Source organism: Alkalibacterium sp. MB6 (genome assembly GCF_009935905.1).
GTDB lineage: Bacteria > Bacillota > Bacilli > Lactobacillales > Carnobacteriaceae_A > Alkalibacterium.
The window spans coordinates 1-18210 of the sequence record NZ_PREX01000014.1; the positions used below are offsets into that span (position 1 = coordinate 1).

20 protein-coding genes are annotated in these 18210 nt (G+C 39.0%); all 20 read right to left on the reverse strand.

All coding sequences use genetic code 11. From position 1 onward, the window contains the following. Positions 1-145: 145 nt before the first annotated feature. The 20 genes from fliS to C3945_RS06790 all read right to left on the reverse strand — a co-directional run bounded on the left by fliS (position 146) and on the right by C3945_RS06790 (position 18054). Positions 146-511, reverse strand: coding sequence for a flagellar export chaperone FliS (gene fliS, locus C3945_RS06695; RefSeq protein WP_161878928.1), 366 nt, complete (start codon positions 509-511; stop codon positions 146-148). 13 nt (positions 512-524) lie between these two features. Next, positions 525-896 (reverse strand): hypothetical protein, encoded by a 372-nt coding sequence (locus tag C3945_RS06700; protein WP_161878929.1) that lies wholly within the window; start codon positions 894-896, stop codon positions 525-527. 13 nt (positions 897-909) lie between these two features. Continuing rightward, the gene (gene fliD / locus C3945_RS06705; RefSeq protein ID WP_161878930.1) at positions 910-2310 is read right to left on the reverse strand and encodes a flagellar filament capping protein FliD; all 1401 of its coding nucleotides are present in this window, start codon (positions 2308-2310) and stop codon (positions 910-912) included. 10 nt (positions 2311-2320) lie between these two features. Further along, a complete protein-coding gene (locus C3945_RS06710) occupies positions 2321-2704 on the reverse strand; it encodes a flagellar protein FlaG (RefSeq protein WP_237585505.1) in 384 nt (127 codons plus the stop codon). Positions 2705-2824: 120 nt separating this feature from the next. Beyond that, complete coding sequence (gene hag, locus C3945_RS06715; protein WP_161878932.1) at positions 2825-3712, reverse strand: flagellin Hag; 888 nt, start codon at positions 3710-3712, stop codon at positions 2825-2827. A gap of 144 nt (positions 3713-3856) precedes the next feature. Then, complete coding sequence (flgL, locus tag C3945_RS06720) at positions 3857-4762, reverse strand: flagellar hook-associated protein FlgL (protein WP_161878933.1); 906 nt, start codon at positions 4760-4762, stop codon at positions 3857-3859. A gap of 3 nt (positions 4763-4765) precedes the next feature. Continuing rightward, complete coding sequence (gene flgK / locus C3945_RS06725) at positions 4766-6259, reverse strand: flagellar hook-associated protein FlgK (protein ID WP_161878934.1); 1494 nt, start codon at positions 6257-6259, stop codon at positions 4766-4768. Between the two features lie 11 nt (positions 6260-6270). Beyond that, the gene (locus C3945_RS06730; protein ID WP_161878935.1) at positions 6271-6636 is read right to left on the reverse strand and encodes a flagellar protein FlgN; all 366 of its coding nucleotides are present in this window, start codon (positions 6634-6636) and stop codon (positions 6271-6273) included. A gap of 4 nt (positions 6637-6640) precedes the next feature. Continuing rightward, entirely contained in the window at positions 6641-6916 is a 276-nt protein-coding gene (flgM, locus tag C3945_RS06735) for a flagellar biosynthesis anti-sigma factor FlgM (RefSeq protein ID WP_161878936.1), read from the reverse strand. 396 nt (positions 6917-7312) lie between these two features. Then, entirely contained in the window at positions 7313-8410 is a 1098-nt protein-coding gene (gene fliY / locus C3945_RS06740; protein ID WP_161878937.1) for a flagellar motor switch phosphatase FliY, read from the reverse strand. Next, entirely contained in the window at positions 8403-9407 is a 1005-nt protein-coding gene (gene fliM / locus C3945_RS06745; RefSeq protein WP_272928083.1) for a flagellar motor switch protein FliM, read from the reverse strand. The genes fliY and fliM overlap by 8 nt, the downstream gene beginning before the upstream one ends. Beyond that, complete coding sequence (locus C3945_RS06750) at positions 9404-9820, reverse strand: chemotaxis protein CheW (RefSeq protein WP_161878938.1); 417 nt, start codon at positions 9818-9820, stop codon at positions 9404-9406. Before C3945_RS06750 ends, fliM begins: the two co-directional genes overlap by 4 nt. A gap of 77 nt (positions 9821-9897) precedes the next feature. After that, the gene (locus C3945_RS06755; protein ID WP_161878939.1) at positions 9898-10260 is read right to left on the reverse strand and encodes a response regulator; all 363 of its coding nucleotides are present in this window, start codon (positions 10258-10260) and stop codon (positions 9898-9900) included. Positions 10261-10275: 15 nt separating this feature from the next. Then, positions 10276-10872: a chemotaxis protein CheC gene (locus C3945_RS06760; RefSeq protein ID WP_161878940.1), complete on the reverse strand. Its 597-nt coding sequence runs from the start codon at positions 10870-10872 to the stop codon at positions 10276-10278. Beyond that, positions 10865-12877, reverse strand: coding sequence for a chemotaxis protein CheA (locus C3945_RS06765; RefSeq protein WP_161878941.1), 2013 nt, complete (start codon positions 12875-12877; stop codon positions 10865-10867). The genes C3945_RS06760 and C3945_RS06765 overlap by 8 nt, the downstream gene beginning before the upstream one ends. 18 nt (positions 12878-12895) lie before the next feature. Then, positions 12896-13675, reverse strand: a complete 780-nt coding sequence (locus tag C3945_RS06770; protein WP_161878942.1) for a CheR family methyltransferase — start codon at positions 13673-13675, stop codon at positions 12896-12898. 4 nt (positions 13676-13679) lie between these two features. Further along, positions 13680-14693 carry a protein-glutamate methylesterase/protein-glutamine glutaminase gene (locus tag C3945_RS06775; protein WP_161878943.1) on the reverse strand — a complete coding sequence of 338 codons (1014 nt, stop codon included), beginning with the start codon at positions 14691-14693 and terminating at the stop codon, positions 13680-13682. A 24-nt stretch (positions 14694-14717) separates the two neighbouring features. Beyond that, positions 14718-15200, reverse strand: a complete 483-nt coding sequence (locus tag C3945_RS06780) for a chemotaxis protein CheD (protein ID WP_161878944.1) — start codon at positions 15198-15200, stop codon at positions 14718-14720. Positions 15201-15227: 27 nt separating this feature from the next. Continuing rightward, positions 15228-15695 (reverse strand): chemotaxis protein CheW, encoded by a 468-nt coding sequence (locus C3945_RS06785; RefSeq protein ID WP_161878945.1) that lies wholly within the window; start codon positions 15693-15695, stop codon positions 15228-15230. 61 nt (positions 15696-15756) lie between these two features. Beyond that, positions 15757-18054, reverse strand: coding sequence for a methyl-accepting chemotaxis protein (locus tag C3945_RS06790; RefSeq protein ID WP_161878946.1), 2298 nt, complete (start codon positions 18052-18054; stop codon positions 15757-15759). Between the last annotated feature and the right edge of the window lie 156 nt (positions 18055-18210).

Here is an 18210-nt window from a genome sequence, read left to right on the forward strand (position 1 = left end):
AAATAATTGAACTAAAAGTGGTTGGCAAAGTTCTTAACTTTTCATTGCAATTTTCTAAACATTTATCTTGCAAAACACACCTACTATATATATTACCTTTTACATAGGGAAAGTAACTTTTTTAGTCAAAAAAAAAGACCAGCAATTAAATGCTGGCCCACGCTTCAAGTAATTCTGACATTAGTTTTCTTGTATTGATCATTTTATCGACATCTTTTTTCAAATTCGCTTGGATTAATTCGTTCAATATGTAGCTGTACAAGGTTTCTAGTTCACTCGCTATGGCGTTTTGACCATCTTGGTGATTCAATGAGGTCATAAGTTCGGTAACAATGTCTTGTGCTTTAATTAAATTCAGATTGACCTTGTCCATCTGTTCTCTCTCAAGAGCCAGTTCTGCCAGGCGGATGAACTTGATCGCTCCTTCGTATAGTAATACAACGAGCTGCTTTGGTGATGCTGTTTCAATTTGATTCTTTTTATAAACCTTGGATGCACTAGTGTAGCTCATTTTTCGTTCCTTTCTATACTTCCCGGTCCACAAAGAGGGACTTTTCCTTGTCCATGTAACCATGGACAACCTGTTTGCGCTGATTCATTTGTTTCATTTGATTGCTCAGTTTAGTTGACTGACTGTTAATTTCTTTAATGAATGCTTGCTGTTCGGTAAGGATTCGATGCATCAGCTCTTTGTGTTCTTCTTTAAAAGCGTCTAACTCTTCTGCTGACAGTTGAGCATCGATTCTCTTAATTTGAGCAATAGCTTCATCACTTGCCTTGAGGATAGATGGAGCCGTTTCTGCTTCCTTATCCCATTCCAACAAAGTAGTTAAGATAGTTTGAAGTAAGCTTTCTTTGGCCAGTAGTAACTGACCGTTCATATTATCTAAAGTCATGATCATCACTTTTCTATTTATTAGAGTTCATACCGAGTTGGCTGAACATAAAGTCCATTTGCGACTCAGCCTGCATCATTGCCGTATCTAAAGCCGAGAACTGTCTAATATAACGTTCCCTTTTCGCATCTATACGCATATCAAACTGCTCAATACGTTTGTTCAGGTCTTTAATCATTCGGTCATAGGTATCTTGTCGACCTTTAATGATGCCTGTTGTTCCTGAAATGTATTCATTCACAAAACTTCTCATGTCAACGGAGAACCCTTTGCGTTCTGATTTAGATTCAGTTGTCATGACGCCATCTTTTTCAACTTCTACTTGTTCCGTCACTGTACGTGAAAAGAAATCAGATACTGCTTGTGGCTTATCTTTTAATTGTTCTTCTAAAGTACTTCTATTAAAACTAGCCGTACCACTTCTATCAATAGTCACACCTAAGTCGGCTAAGCTTTTAATTTCACCTGTACCCGTCCTTGCGGTCATCATCGAACGTAAACTCGATTGTAAACGCATTAAGGTTCCATCACCAGATAACGTCCCTGTTTTATTGTTTTCAGCTGAAGGATCACCTACACTAAGTTGCTGAGTAATATAGCTCTGAGTAGAATTATATTGTTCAACAAACTTTTGCAGTGTATCTGCGGCTTTATCAAGATTTTCAGTAACAGCTAATACTGTGGACTCTTCTCCAGCATGGACGTTAGTCAGAGTGAAAGTTAAGCCTTCAATCGCGTCATCTATAGTATTTGAGGAGCGAGTGACTTCCAGTCCATCTATACTGAATTTTGCTTCTTGACCTATAATTTCTTCTTGATTCAAACCAAGTCGAGACAAAGTATCTCCACTTCCTGTTAATCCAATGCTTTCAGTACCAAATTCAGTATTAACTAATACTAAGCGGTTATCTATGATAGATGACTTTACTCCTGATTCAGATGTTTTTTCGTTAATTTTACGACTAATATCTCTGAGAGAATCTGTATCTGAAATCTCAATTGTAGAAGTTTCACCTTTAAAACTAATACTACCGTTGATACCCAATGTCGTATCAACTGAATCGATAACGTTATCACCTAGTTTAACTTGTTCCCCATTTAGACGGCTCTGAGTAGCCAGTTGACTAACTTGAACTCGGTAATTCCCAGTTAGAGCATTGGTCTCTGTACTAACAGAAAAGTGCTCAGGCCCGGTTAATTTAGCCGTTTTCGACTGAAAGTTCTCAGGTTTTTGTAAATCATCTAGACGCTTATGTAAAGAGTCCAAACGAGTATTCAAGTCTTTCCAAGCATTTTGAGACTGCGTGTATTGTTCTTTTCGTTGAGTAAACTTGATGCCTTTAGCTTTTTCAGCTTCTATCATCTGGTCAACCATACTCATATCAATGCCAGAATATAATCCCATTACGTTCATATAAGTAACCTCACTCCTTTCTGTCTACTGCAATGCCTGACCATTTCCAAATACCAGCAATGACATCTAGCATTTTTTCAGGCGGAATTTCTCTTAATACTTCTTTAGTATCTCTATCGACCACTTCGACTAAGGTTCGTCCAGTTCCCTCGTGAATACGAAAAGACAGATGAGCATTTAGCCGTTGAACGACACTATTCGCTTCATAAGCCCATTTTTTCACCTGCTCTTTTGAAGGTTCTAAGTGTAAACGATCCATGGTTGGATCTATTTTACCAACTGCCTTTAGCGGTTCCACGTAGCGGTCACCTTGAAAGGATACCGCATTTTTGGAAGAATGTAAAACCTGGTCAATCGTTCGAATCGTGTCAATTGTTTCAATTCGCTGAACCATCATCTTAACCCCTCTGCAACAAAATGATTAATATTTTTTTAAAAACACTATGTAAGACAAAACCGAAGCAGTGAAACACTGCTTCGATTCTGTGTCGTAAATATGAAATTAAAGGTAAGATTAACCCAATAATTGTAGAACACCTTGTGGCATTTGGTTAGCTTGAGCCAACATTGCAGTTGATGCTTGAGAAAGGATGTTGTTCTTAGTGAACTCCATCATTTCTTCAGCCATGTCAACGTCACGGATACGTGAGTTAGCTTCAGATAGGTTTTCTTTAGTTGTTGTTAAGTTGTTGATTGTATGATCTAGACGGTTTTGAGTTGCTCCTAGGTTAGCACGTTCTGTGGAAACTGTTTTTATAGCTGCATCTATAGTTGTAAGTACTGTATCAAAACCAGTAGCACTTGGTGTAGTAGCTTCTGTTGCCCCACTGACAACCAAAGTACTTACAGCAGGATCACCTTCTGTTGCTGGTGCTGTTGCTAATCCTAAACCTACAGCACTCATGTCGCCAATATTTAATGTAATTTGTTGAGTAGCATTGGCACCAATTTGGAACGAGAGTGCTTGTCCGCCTTCTGCCTTAAAAGCTCCATTTAAAAGAGTTTTAGTATTGAATTGTGTTTGATTTGCAATACGATCTACTTCTGAAGATAGAGAATCCATTTCTTTTTGTATAGCTAATCTATCGTCATTAGTATTGGTAGCGTTAGATGCTTGTACAGTAAGATCACGCATACGATTTAAGATTGAATGAGTTTCATTCAATGCGCCTTCAGCCGTTTGAATTAGTGAAATACCATCTTGAGCGTTACGAGTAGCTTGATTCAAGCCAGAAATTTGGTTTTTCATTTTTTCTGAAATTGAAAGTCCTGCAGCATCGTCGCCCGCTCTGTTGATTCTTAGACCTGAAGATAGTTTAGCCATTGAATCGCCTCTAGCTCCGTTTGCTTGAGTCAAACGTGAGTATGTATTCATAGCTGCTGTGTTTGTATTAATACGCATAATTGTATTCCTCCATTAGTGTTTGTTTTTAAGGCTTATCGCCTTCTAATCTTACTATCGGATAACCATACTATTTGTTAAGTACTTTTTTATAAATATCTAAAAAAAACGATTAAAGACTGTAAAGTCCTTAACCGCTTCTGTTTATCTCACATAATCCATTATGTTCGTTTGAAGTATTCTCGTTCCCATATTCAATGATGCTTGGTAAGCAGTCATTTCCATTGTGTATTGCATGTAGGTTTCAGCTAGATCAATATCTTGGTTCGTTGATAAAGCTGTTTCTAAATTCAAATTTTCAGCTTCGTTTCTTGCTTTTGCAGCTGTTAGTCTGTTTTGAGTTGCACCTATTCCTGTTCGTACATTAAGAATATTGTTCATTTCTTTATCGATTTGGCTAAGTAAATCTCCACCAAGCTGACTAGTGTCGTCTGTATCTAGTGCTTGGAATAAATCATTGAACAACTGACCCAAGTTACCTTCACCATTCTCTAGCTTACTACCATCTGTCTGCAGTTCTACCATGACACCTCTAGATATTTCTTTTGGAGTATTATCAGCTGTACCGTTATAGGTGACTCCTGTAAAGGTACCATCATCTGCTCGTTCTATTGTGAATGGTTTGGTTGTACTATTTTGACCAGCAAAAATGTAACGCCCACCAAAGTTAGTGTTTAATGAGTCCATCATAGTTTCGACTTCGCTATTAATTTCCGCTTTTATAGCCGCACGGTCATCAGTGTTTAAGGTCCCGTTCGCTGCTTGCTGGGTTAGGGTATGGATACGTTGAATAGAATTCGTGGCATTAGCTAACGCCGCATCTTGAACATTGGTAAAGTCAATTGCATCGTTAATTGTTCCTTGATACGTATCGTTTTGTTTGATTTCATTTTTCAAATCAATGATTTTAGATACTTTAAGGGGATCATCACTTGGACGATTCACTTGTTTCAAAGATGATAGCTGTTCTTGATATTTAAATACATTGTTCATGTTACTGTTTAAGTTAGTTAAGAAGCTTTGTGACATAAGAGAATTCGTTATTCTCATCTGTTACACCCCAGTTCTATTGATTAAAGTGTCGAGCATTTCTGATATGGTTTGTAAGACACGTGAATTAGCTTGGAAAGCCGTTGAATATTTAATCATATCAACTACTTCTTCGTTAATGTCTACTCCTGAAATGGATTCACGTCGTTGAGTTAATAGGTTCATTAACCCTTTTTGAGTATTTAACATGTTGTCTTCCTGCTGTTTAACGATTCCCATGTCAGTAACCATGCTATTGTAGCGTCCAAAAAGAGTCGTTCCAGTAGAAGCTGGTTCGTGTGACATCGTAACTGGATTGTAATTCCATGAGTCAACGTCTGTAGACATTGTTTTATGTTGCAATGAGGCAATGGACTGTGCTCTAGAACCGTCTCCGGCGAATTCATTGTCCATGGATCGACCAGATACAACTAATCCGGGATCTTTTTTCAGCGCATCCGACACTTTTAAGGATAAGGCCGCGCCTTTAGAGTCATTGTGATCTCCTAATTCAAAGAAGTCTCGCCCTTTAGGCTCTCCTTCAATAGTTGGTGTGCTATGAATATCATTTACCGCTGTCGCAAAGGCGAAAGCGAACTCATCCAACTCACTTTGCATATCAGATATGACATCAAGCGCCTCTTGTGTGCCTTTCATTGAACCAGCTGTAGGAGTGATCACTTTTGCTTCTTTTCCGTCAAGGACAACGATATTGCCTAGTTTTCCACCAGTAACAGTATCCTCATTAGCTAATTCACCGTTTTCACCTACTACAACGGCTAGTTCTTTGCGTGATTGATGGTCTAAGACGGTTTCCCCTTGCATAGATACTGATACGCGATTGTATTTATCACGAGTCACATTAATATCTAGTTTTCCAGCAACATCTGTCAATAAACGTTCCTGCTGATCTAGTAAGTCATTTGGTGTAAACCCTCTAACTGATGCTTGCCATATTTGGTGATTTAATTGATCTAACTGTTTTAAAGATGAGTTAACGTTTAGTGCAGCTTTGTCTAACTCATTAATCGTATCATTATGTAAACTTTCCATCGAACGAGCCATGTGGTGAATCGAATCGGTAAAGGTTTCGCTCGTTTGTACAAGCATTGTACGTGCTGCGCCTTGTTCAGGGTTGGATGCTAAATAAGTCCAAGCGTTGAAGACTTCTGAAATTTGATTTGATAGACCCGTATCAGACGGTTCGTTATAGATAGCTTCTAACTGACCAACAATGTCAGATAGGGATTGGTGTGCACTTGTCGTTGAATGCCCTTGTCTTAATTGCGTGGTTATGTATTCGTCACTCACTCGGTCAACGTTACCGATTCTGACACCTGTACCAATTTGACCGATTCCAGGTACGTTAGTCGCAATGTCGGCTTGCATGGTCACACGTTGTCTCGTGTACCCAGTCGTGTTGGCGTTAGCGACGTTATGTCCGATGGTTTGTAAAGCCGTCTGTTGGGCGTGTAAGCCTTTAGTGGCCGTGTTTAATGTTCCAAATAATCCGCTCATGTGTTTACTCCTTAAAGTGATTGATCAAGTAAGGTGCTCTTTTTACTCGAGTCATACTTCCCTTTTTTCGAATAGGTCGTGTTTTGGCTGGCTGCTTTTTTAATATGCTCCAACATGGTTTCAGTGAAGTTCATTGCTTGTTGGGTCAGTGTTAAGTTCGTTTCTTGAAGCATCTTCACTTCACGTGAAAGAACGTTGAGTCGTTCAATCTCAACGTCCGTGTCATCGAATTTTGACAGTTCAATTATCACTGTTTCTTTTTTTTGAATTAATTCAATTAATCGCTGACCATTATTTTCAATCAGCACATCTCTTTCCTGAATTAACAGGTCTTTCAACTCTTCTAGTAAGGCAATAACTTTATTTGTTTGTGGCATCAGTTTAAGACTCCTTTTGTTCCTTCAACGCTTTGATTAAACCTTGAGAGATTTTAGTCGCGTCCACTTCATAGTCACCGTTTTGAATGGCTTGTTTAATGGTATCTACTCGTTCAGAAAAAGCAGCTTTGTCAGCTTTCATTAAGGCTTGTGCTTCTTCAGAGAAGCTCACTTGAACGGCTTCTTTTGCCTGTCCTTTACTTACTTCTTTTCCAGCTTCGCGGTTAAGTGGTTTTGAATTATTTACTGACGATAAGGAATTATATTTATTTATTTTCATGATCAGCTCTCCTCAATATTGGCTGTTTAGTTTAAGTTTACCTACTGTACTTTTCATGTACTTACTCTTACTATCGGATAGACAGAAAAATAATTAAGACTTAAATTTAAACTAGAGTTAGTATACAGAAAAGTTAGCCTTAATAAAATAGTTAAACAAGATTTGTAGGAAAGGTTCCTAAAAGAATCGTTTTAATTAGTTTTATCCCTCAACTCTTTTCGATCACAAACAGGCTAATAATTCCAATTGCCCACCGTTTTTCGTGAGTAACTGGAATAATAGACGCTTTTATTTCCAGTTGCCCACCGTTTCTCCCGAGTAACTGGAATAAAAGCCTAAAAATGGCTCTATATATCAAAAAAAGCAGAGACCCCAGCCTCTGCTTTTCCTAATTGTTTATTTATTTAAATGTCTAACGCGTTGTTCTTTGCTTAAGATATTCGTGATTCTGATACCGAAGCTTTCGTTAATGACAACGACTTCACCTTCGGCAATGAGTTTGCCGTTAACATAGATTTCTAGCGGTTCATCCGTCATTTTGTCGAGTTCCACTACGGAACCTGTGCTTAATGACAAAATATCTTTAATCGTTTTACGGCTCTTGCCTAAGACGACGCTAAAATCTAGCGGCACGTCCATGATTAAGTCTAAATTGCGTGGGGCATGTTTGGTCGGGTTTTTCTCTAGTTCTTGATACTCAGGTCTTTGAATATGTACAGATTCTTCAGGAACAGTTGCTTCTCGTTCTTCCGAATTATCGGAAGGACGGCTAGTCTCTTTGACCATTTCTGTCTCTCTCCCATGTAGTACCTCTGCTTCATCACCCATCATAATATCCGCAATTTCCATTACTGTGTCCAGTGGTAAGATTTGCATGATTTCACTTTCTAGTAACCCTTCGACGCTTAAATGGAATGACGTCATACACACCATTTCATCTGGATCGGGCATATCTACTGCAGCTTCACTTGCATTTTCCCATAATTTAACAAGGGGTGGCGAAATATCCACTCGACGATTAAACATGGTAGCCATAGCCGTTGAAGCCGATCCAATCATTTGGTTCATTGCTTCTGAAACAGCACTTAGTTCGAGTTCAGTGAACTCATTTTCGTTGACATTGCTTCCATCATTTCCCATCATTAAATCTGCAATCACTATGGCATCGTTGATATCAATCATTAATACGTTTCTACCGACTAATCCTTCTTTAAAGGCTATAGTAGTCACTACTTTGGGTGTTTGACTACCTTCAATAATGCGACTAATCGTTGTGCCTTTAACTTTTGGGGTCGTTATGCTTACTTTACGATTTAACAACTGGGAAAGAGTCGTTGCTGCCTGTGACATCGATATGTTACCGACTTCTCCGATAATATCTTTTAACTCTTGACTCATCGGATCGTCTATTTCGTCAACTGCTGGTTCCGCATTATGTAGAGCTGTTCCATTTAGCAAGGCATCGATTTCTTCTTGTGTCATTTGATTACTCATCGTCACTCTCTCCTCCCGTGAATGTTAATATTTCTACGGCCAGTCTGTTTTCAGTTCTGCCCGGTTTAACTTTGAAATAAGGTTTACTTTCTACATACATCGTCAGTGGCTTGGTCGTCTTGTCATCCATTTGAATAATGTCTCCAACTTCCATTCCTAAAAAGTCTGACACATCCATTTGAGATTCGCCTAATATCACTTCAATATCCACGGGAACCTTATCTAGATTAGATGCCAATTGACCTCTTTCAGATGCATCCACTTCTTTACCAGAGTGGAACCAGTTTTTAAAACTTAGCTTATCCAAAATGTCTTCAAAGAATAAGTATGGGATACACATGTTTATAAATGTCCGTTGGTTTTCAATCGTTAGTGCTAAGGTCAGTAATACAACGGGTTCATTGGGAGACATGGTTTGAAGCAATTGCGGCTTGGTTTCGGTATCAACTAATGACACATCAATGTCTTTAATGTCTTGCCAAGCGACTTTAAATGAACGAAGCAATTGATTTAAAATATCTTCTAGAAGAGACATTTCAATATCAGTAAAACTCGATTTCTTTTTAAGCGCTGCTTCACTCGATATATCATTAAATCCGCACAGTAACTCAATCATCTGTAAACTGAATTGCGGATTGATTTCAATAATCTGAAGGCCTTTTAATGGTCTGCTTTCAAAGACACCCATTAAGGTAAAGCTTGGAACGGAATGTACGAATTCATCAAACGAGACTTGTTCAATTGCTGCAATTTTTGCTTCCACAGGTTTTCTAAGTTGAGTAGACAATAAGTTGGATACCAGTTTAGCATAATCCTCAAACACCATTGTGATGGTTGAGAGATACTCTTTAGATAAACGAACAGGACGTCTAAAATCGTAACTTTTGATTTTGGTCGTATTAGTCTCCTCTTCAATTTCCTCGGTATCCAATTCTCCGCTATCCATGGCGTGCAACAATGCATCGATTTCTTTTTGGGATAATACTTGTTGGCTCACGATACTTCCTCTTTCTCCTTTAAAATGATGTCAATATCAATGATACTGACCATTTCATTGTATGCAGAAACATATCCTTGAACCAGGCTATCTTCACCGTCCACCGTTTGGATTAATTGTGGATCAATATCAGTGACTCCGATAACCTTGCCAACCATCAACGCAATGGGGTTGTCTTCTGTATTTACAATGACGGTGTTATTATAACACAGTTCATTAGAAGGTCTATCCTCATTCAGCAAACCATCAAGGTCGATAAGGGTCATTATCTGCCCTCTTAGGTTCACCAATCCTTTAATCCAGGATGGGCTTTGGGGGATGATGGTTGACGTTAATGGTTTAGTTATTTCTTCGATTTTCTCTGTTGTAAAGCCATAAAAGTGATTAGTTAGTTTAAATACAATCAGTTGCATCCGTCAGTTCCCCCTTATTATTTTTTGGCTGTTTTTCTTTTGTGACAATAATCTGAAACTTGAAAAACGATGCCGATTTAGCTTACTGCTTTGTCCAAAGCTTTGATTACTCGTTCAGTATCAAACGGTTTAACGATGAAGTCCATCGCGCCTGCACGAATGGCATCCATTACCATCGTTTGTTGCCCCATAGCTGAACACATTAAGACAATCGCATCTTTATCAAAGGCTTTGATTTCTTTTAATGCTTCTACGCCGTCTTTTTCTGGCATAGTAATGTCCATCGTCACTACATCTGGATTCACTTCTTTGTATTTCTCAACCGCTTCGTTTCCGTTTTGAGCTTCAGCTACCACTTCATAACCATTTTTTTCTAAAATATCTTTCAGTTTAATACGCATGAATGCTGCATCGTCTACTATTAATACTCGCTTACTCATAATTATTTCCTCCAATTAAATTCCTAATCTCTTTAATAATTGTTCAAGCACATTCGGCTTTGGCACAAAATACAAACTGCCTTCTATTACATGGCCTAAGCTATAAAAGTTATTTTTTAAAATAATAATATTATTGTTATATTGCTCTTGTTCCATATAAACACTCGACAAGATCGATCCGAACATGTCCATTGTCAAAACAGGGACCGACGCTATTAACGGCCGATCGATGAGTTGGATGACTGCTTGTAAAAACGATTGAACCAGTATGTTGCTTAATTCTTTAATGGTTGAATCAATCAGTTCATCATCTGTTTTTGTTCCTTCGGGTATTAGAATGTGTGCTAATTGTTCAGCGTCTTCAGGTTTAATGACGAATAAGAATACCCCATAATCATTGCCCAGTAGTTTAGATAAAACGACTTTAACAATGTCGTCTTCTGCTTGCACGGTACGAAAGACTTCTTCGTAAGGCATTAATTTGACAAATGGCACATCCATGTCGACTTTGTTACCAATCATCTTAGACAAGCTAGTGGCAGCATGGCCACCTCCAATATTGACGATTTCTTGTAAAGCGTCATATCTTAGTAAGGCTTGCTCATCACTCATGAACGGTGACCTTCTTCCGCGTACAGATAGACGTCACGTCTAAAATTAAAGCAATGCCACCATCTCCAAGAATGGTCGAACCTAAAAAATGAGGAACACTATTCAGTTCTTTGCCTAATTTCTTAATCACTATTTCTTTTTGTTGGATTAAGTCATCGACGATTAAACCATAATAGTTATCACCTATTAAAACGACGATAATGTGTTTCAAACTGTCTTCAGAAGAAGGTGTATTCAGTACATCGGCTACTCTAATCAACGGAATGGTTTTGCCTTCATAAAGGTAAACTTCTTTATGATGCACCGAAATAGCTTCCGTTTCTTCAAAGCGGTTTACTTTGTCAATGACTGCTTGAGGAATCGCAAAAGTGTGCTCTCCGACAGTCACGAGTAAGGATTGAATGATAGATAAGGTTAGTGGCAATGTAATACGGAATGTCGTACCCGTTCCCACTTCACTCGTTGTTTCAATCGTTCCATTTAAGCTGGCTATTTTTTCTTTAACCGCATCCATTCCGACACCACGACCGGATATACCCGTCACTGATGCAGCTGTTGAAAAGCCGGGATGGAAAATGAGTTGTTGGATTTGCTCATCAGTCATACCTTCAGTGGAGATCCCTTTTCGTTTGGCACTCTCTTCGATGAAACGAGGGTTCAACCCTTTTCCGTCATCAACGATACTGACGATGACACGGTTCCCTTCTGCATATGCAGACAACTTAATCGTTCCCGTTCTCGGTTTACCTGCTTTTTCACGTTCGTCTGGCATTTCAATGCCGTGGTCAGCTGCATTTCTCAGTAGATGAATCAATGGCTCGCCGATTTCAGAAATAACCGTTCTGTCCAGTTCAGTGTCTTCCCCTTCAGTTAAGAACTGAATATCTTTTCCTAGTTCGTTCGTCAAATCTCTCATCATTCGAGGGAAGCGCTGCACGACCACGTTGAATGGTTGCATTCTTAGTTGAAGCACCAATTCTTGTAGTTCACTCGTGATCCGCTCAACTTGAGTTAGTGGTTCATTTAGTTCAACGACATTATTTTTATGAGAGAGATCTTCTAAACGGGTTCGGTGGATGACTAATTCAGATACTAAGTTCATGAATTGGTCCAGTCTCGTTAAATCAACTCGTATCGTCTGTCTACTTGCCGAGCGACCTGTTTGAGTTGTGGCTGACGCTTTGCTCTCGACCTTTTCAATCGTTTCGCTTGCTTCTAAATCAGACGATTGCTTAACTGACTGAGCATCTGTTACTGCTTCAATCCATACCTCACTAATTTCACTACTACCATCGACTGCTTCTAATATATCTTCTTTGCTCTCTTTGCTCACTAAGTACAAGGCGAAGGAGTCGTCTATGTTGCCTTGTTCCAACTCTTCTGCAGATGGTTTCATTTGAACAAAATCGCCTAGTTGTTCCAATTTGCTGATAACTAAAAACGCTCGTGCTGCTTTCATCATACTGTCTTCGTCAACTTTAACGCCTATTTGAAACAACGTATAGCCGCTAGAAGTAGCTGACTCTATCGCAACATAATCGGATACCTCAAGGTGAGGAAAGTCATAAGTAAACGTGTCTTGTTTCTTCGCTTTGCTTTCATTAACGGTTAACTCGCCTTCGGTTTGATTTGAAACAGCCTCTAAGCGACTAACCAGCGACGAAATTTCAACATCTTCCTCACTGTCATCTCGAATGTGTTCGACGATATCGGTTAAGGTATCCAGCGTTTCAAAAATAAGTGAAATCAAGTGGGTATCCACGCCTAATTTTTCTTGTTTAACCAACTCAAACACGTTTTCTACGGCATGAGTTAAAGACGCCATAGTGGTAAAGCCCATCGTAGCAGCCATTCCTTTTAATGTATGAGCCGCTCGGAATATTGAATCAATGATACCTTTATCCTCTGGCTGTTGTTCTAAATTCAATACTTCTTGGTTTAAAATGATTAAGTTTTCATCTGTTTCTTCAAAAAATAAATCGCGGTATATGCTATTGTCTTCCATCATAGGCCTCCTTTCACATTAACTGTATTTTTCATAAATAAATGAGGCGACTTTTCTCAGTCCGTATCGTTCAGGTTGATAAATGGTCTCTGTCGCACCAGTAAATAATAACCCTCCAGTAACCAAAGACTGACTCATTTTATCATATATCTCTTCTTTTACTTCATTTTTAAAGTAAATGGTCACATTTCGACACACAATCACATGGAAACCTTTTTCAAATTCATCAAGGACCAAATCGTGTTGTTTAAAATCCACCATATTTTTAATCTTCTGGTCTAATACAAAGCGGCTATCTACTTCTTTAAAATATTTTTTGCGGTCAATAATTGACACGTTATTCATGTCATTCTCTTTGAACTCACCCAATCTGGCTCTAGTAAGAATGGTCTGATCAATATCCGTGGCTACAATGTTTCGTTTCAACGGTAAATTCGATCGGTCCATAATCATAGCTAAAGAATACGGTTCTGCCCCTATCGAACATGCCGCACTCCAAATCGAAATCGAGTCAAACTTCTTAGACAAGTTCGTTTTAAGTAACTCTTCAAAGTTGTCAAATAAATCTTTGTTACGGAAAAACTCTGTGACGTTGATGGTGATGTAATCCAAAAACTGTTTTTTTATGCCTTCATCAGTATGTATTAAAGACGAATATTCTTCTAAACTTTGGGCACCAGACTGTCTCATAATCGTCTGGATTCGTCTTTGCAATTGTTTTTCTTTATAAGCACTTAACTGAATATTTAAGTTAGTAAAGACCCAACCGTAGAAAAATTCAAAATTTAACGTTGTCATATGGTCACCTTGTCATTTCTTTTATAATGTCGGCTATGTCACTTAGGCTGTTGATCTGATCTGAAAAACCTCTTTCAGCTACGACTCTTGGCATGCCATAAACAGTTGAAGACGCTTGGTCTTGCGTGATCACATAGCCGCCTGCTTCTTTAATTGCCCGGCATCCGTCAGCTCCATCCTGACCCATGCCAGTCAATACGATTCCCAGTAAATCTTTTCCATATAAATCAACAGCGGAATAAAATAAATAGTCCACCGCTGGTCTGACACTGTGCAATTTTGCTTTAGTATCTAGTAAAACCCGGTTACCGGAAAGCGTCATGTGTTTTCCACCTGGAGCAACATACACCGTTCCTGGAACAATCAAATCGCCATGAGACGCTTCAACTACTTTAACTGATGACACGTCATTGAGTCTTTTGGCGAATGAGGCAGTAAAGCCTTCAGGCATGTGCTGAACAATAAATACAGGAATACTTAAGGTGTCTGGTAAAGATTGAATGAGACTGACAAGCGCTCTTGGTCCCCCAGTTGAAGCCCCAATGACTATTGCTTTTAATTGATTTTTTTTATTCATTAATTCATTTGGTAGAGATATCGATGGTGAGCTTGGATAGTAATCATCACTGTCTGTCTTAAAATGAGCCAAGATGCGTCTCTCTAAATCCTTTTTAAAAGCGGTCCAGTTTTTAGCAATAGAAATTGGTTTTTCAATAAAGTCTTCAGCTCCATATTCTAATGCTTGAATGGTTGTTTCTTCATTGCTTTTTGAACTGAGCATTATCACCGGAATTGAATAGCTCTCTTTAATTGCCTGCAAAGTTTCTAATCCATCCATAACAGGCATTTCCACATCCAATGTCACGATATCCGGCTTGACCTGTTCAATAATCTTCATTGCTTCCACACCATTACGGGCCGTTTCGACAACCTCTATACCGATACATTCTGATAGTACATTTGTAATCACTTTCCGCATTAAAGCAGAATCGTCAATGATGACAACTTTTATGGTCATGCTATTTCCTACTCATCTCATCTGTTATAGTATAAATTCTTCTCTGTTAACCATTCGAATTCTCACTTCAAAGGTTTCTAGATTAAAAAACATCGATCGGCCCATCTTCCCGCCTACGTGTTCTCCAAGGATAGGAAGATTGAGCTCCTCTAATTTGCTTTTGACAGCGTGAATGTTTCTTTGCCCTATTTGAAGCGAGGGCGAGTCACTCGTAAACGAAAACATACTCGCTCCTCCAGCTATTTTAGCTAATAAGTCCGTCTCGCCTGTTTTACATTTTAGTTCTTCTATAATTTTAGGTAAGGCTAAGTCCGCAAACTTAGCCCAGTGTGATGTATCCGTAAAAGATTGACTATCCGGGAGCATAATGTGACTTAAGGCACCCACTTTCGACTTCGGTGCATAAATGGCAATGCCTACACATGACCCTAAGCCAATGGTCATCAATTCATTCGGTGCTTCTGTTAATTTATAGTCTGAAATTCCTACTTTTAATTGTTCGGACATGCTTATCTCCAGTGTCTTGCTTTGTTATTATTTGACAATAGTAATCGAAAGCAGCTTTCTTAATTCTTCCCCTTTTTCTTCTGCGAATAAGGTATGCGGGTCGATAAGAGGGATAATATCATCTTCAACATGGACAAAAGCTGAGATATAAGAAGTTGACAAGCCGTCAACCTTTTCTCTGTCTTTATCAATGAGATCGTCAGTGTTAAAGGCTTGAACCGATATCACTTCATCTACAAGCCAGCCAATACGGCTGTCTTTCCATTTAACAATAACCACTTCAGCATCGTCTCGATTAGGGACCGGTGTATGATAGAACCGGTCAGATAAATCGACAATAGCCAGTACATCACCTTCTACGTCCTGTAAGCCCACGATATAAGAGGACACATCAGGAACAGGCGTATGGTTTTCTAATGCAATAATTCGCTCCGTTTCATTAATGGGTACCCCGCAAGTCTGTCCCCCTGCTTTAAATAAAAGGTATTGTTCCATAATTTAAGCCTCCTAATCAGTTACCTGTTATGCAAATTCAGGTGTTAACTCATCTTCTATACTATATAAATGCGTTCTCGTCAGTCTCTTCTTCTCCAATAGAGAATTGATTTGCTGATTCTTTAAGGATTTGAGCCACTTCTTCTAAACGGTTAATGTGAGACGTGAATTCTTCCATTGTTGCCAAAATTTCTTCAGCGTTTGCAGACACTTGTTCTGTCCCTGCTGAGTTTTCTTGAGCTCCAGCTGCAATACTCTCCAGTTGTGCAACGACTTCTTCTTTCTTGTCGTTAATGATGCTTGAAGATTGAACGACTGTAATCATACTGGAAACCAATTGCTCCAATGAACCCGCAACGTTTTCAGATGCTTGAATCGCTTCATCGATTTTCTCAGTTTGAACTTTACTGTCTTCATTTGTTTCTTCCAAATGGCTAACCATGCCCGAGGATTTCGTTTGAATTTGACGAATAATGTGCTGAATATCTTTTGAAGATGTTGCACTTTGTTCAGCTAACTTACGGATTTCGTCAGCCACAACCGCAAAACCGCGACCTGCATCTCCCGCTCTAGCGGCTTCAATTGATGCATTCAAAGCCAATAAGTTCGTTTTAGACGCAATCGTTGTGATTGCTTTTACGATGCCTTCGATATTTTGAATATCACTGTCCACTTCTTCAATCTTGCCTTTCAAATCAGTTAACGTAGCCAGTGTTTCTTCCCACTTCTGGTTCACTTCTTGTGTGGCACGAATGTTTTCTCCGTTGACGACCATGGTTCCGTCTGCTTGACTACCCATTTCTGCCAATGCATTATCAATGTCTGCCAAAGCTTTTGCAAGTTCATTCATTTGATGAACGGTTGCTTCAGTGTCTTGTGTCTGCATCGAAGTTGACTCAGCTATACCATTAATGGTTTGAGATACTTCAGCTGTCGAACGGCTTGTTTGGTCTGCGATTTCCGTTAATGTAGTGGCCATGCTCGACACATTTTGGCTATTGCCTTGAATTACTTTCACTGTTTTCTCAAATGTATTTAATGTCTTATTGAAAGCTAAACCGATTTGATGGATTTCGTTTCCTTTTGGATTCAATTCCTTGCTGACTTTCTTGATTTTCTTCACGTCTTTACGCTGACGTGTGTGCCATTTATTGAGAGTTTTAATAACCGTATTGGCCGGGTTCATTAGTTCATCCTTCGTTAGGCGTGTCGTCAAATCCCCATTCTCAATGCGCTTAAATGCATTCATTAAAGCTGCAGCTATTTGGCTGACGAGACCTGAAGCAAGATAGGCAACAAAAAGTGCGACGATAATAACGACAATGGTTACCACAATTAGCACTCTTTGAAGTATAGATGTTTCCGTCAGCTTTTCATCTGCACTAACGTACCCAAACACATTTAGTCCTAATATAGGTAGGCGTTCAAAGTAAATACCAAACTGATTATTATTAATGTCTTTGTCATAGACCATTCCAGAAATGGTAGTAGCGGTGAGTTCAGTAGCCGAATCCACTGAACTTGTATTGATTTCTTCTGCTTTGATTTCCTGAGCGTCTTTAAAGAATTTAGATGATCTGAGATTCTCTCCGATTAGCTCTTCATCAGAAGCAGCAATCACTGTCCCATTGTCTTGCAAAATACTGATTTGACCCGTGTTTGCCATATCGGTAGCTTGAATTTCTGCGATGATGGCGTTGACATCTAAATCGATAGCTAATACTCCAAGCGTTGTTCCACCATTTAAAATGGCTCGCGTAACTGTCAGTCTCGATTTATTATTGAACGTATGTGCTTCTGTCCAGCGAAGACCAGGGGATGCTAGACCTGATTCAAACCAAGGGAATATTTCATGTGGGTTTGAGTCGTAGCGAACAACTGTTAGCGTTGAAACGAAAGGTGTGCCTTCCGTAGCTGGAATAAAGTGAACATCTGTAATGTATGGATTACCTGTGACAATATATTGGAAGCGAGTGTTTAATTCCCTTCTTGACCCTTCGTCACCTGTAGCGACTCGTCCCAAAACACCGTCTAGTGCCAAACTGTTGATGGTACTTTCAGCAGCTACACTAGCATTCACAATGTTATCAACCAAGTTAGATGTGATTTGTTGTTCTTGTGCTTCAACACGTTCCGTTAAAACAGTCATTGTTCTAATATATGTATAAGTCAATGCAATAATCACTGGCGCAAGCATAAGTGTAACAAGTGCTAGTCCAATCGGTAGTGCCAATCGTTTATGTGAGTCTTTCTCTTTCCTTTTGAATCTCATTTTCTTTCCTTTTAATTTGAGTGCCGGCCAGTTGATTGATTGAATTGTTTCTTTCAACTGACTAAGTCGATCTTTCATTTTGTCCATACCCTAATCTCCTTTAACTATATGTAAACTACTCATCATGACTATAATCGGTCAGAAGTAAAAATACTTTAGATAGTCATAGGAAATAAACAAAATTTCTTAATTCTGTCACAAGATTTAGACTAATCATACGAATGAAAAAGAGACAGGACTAAG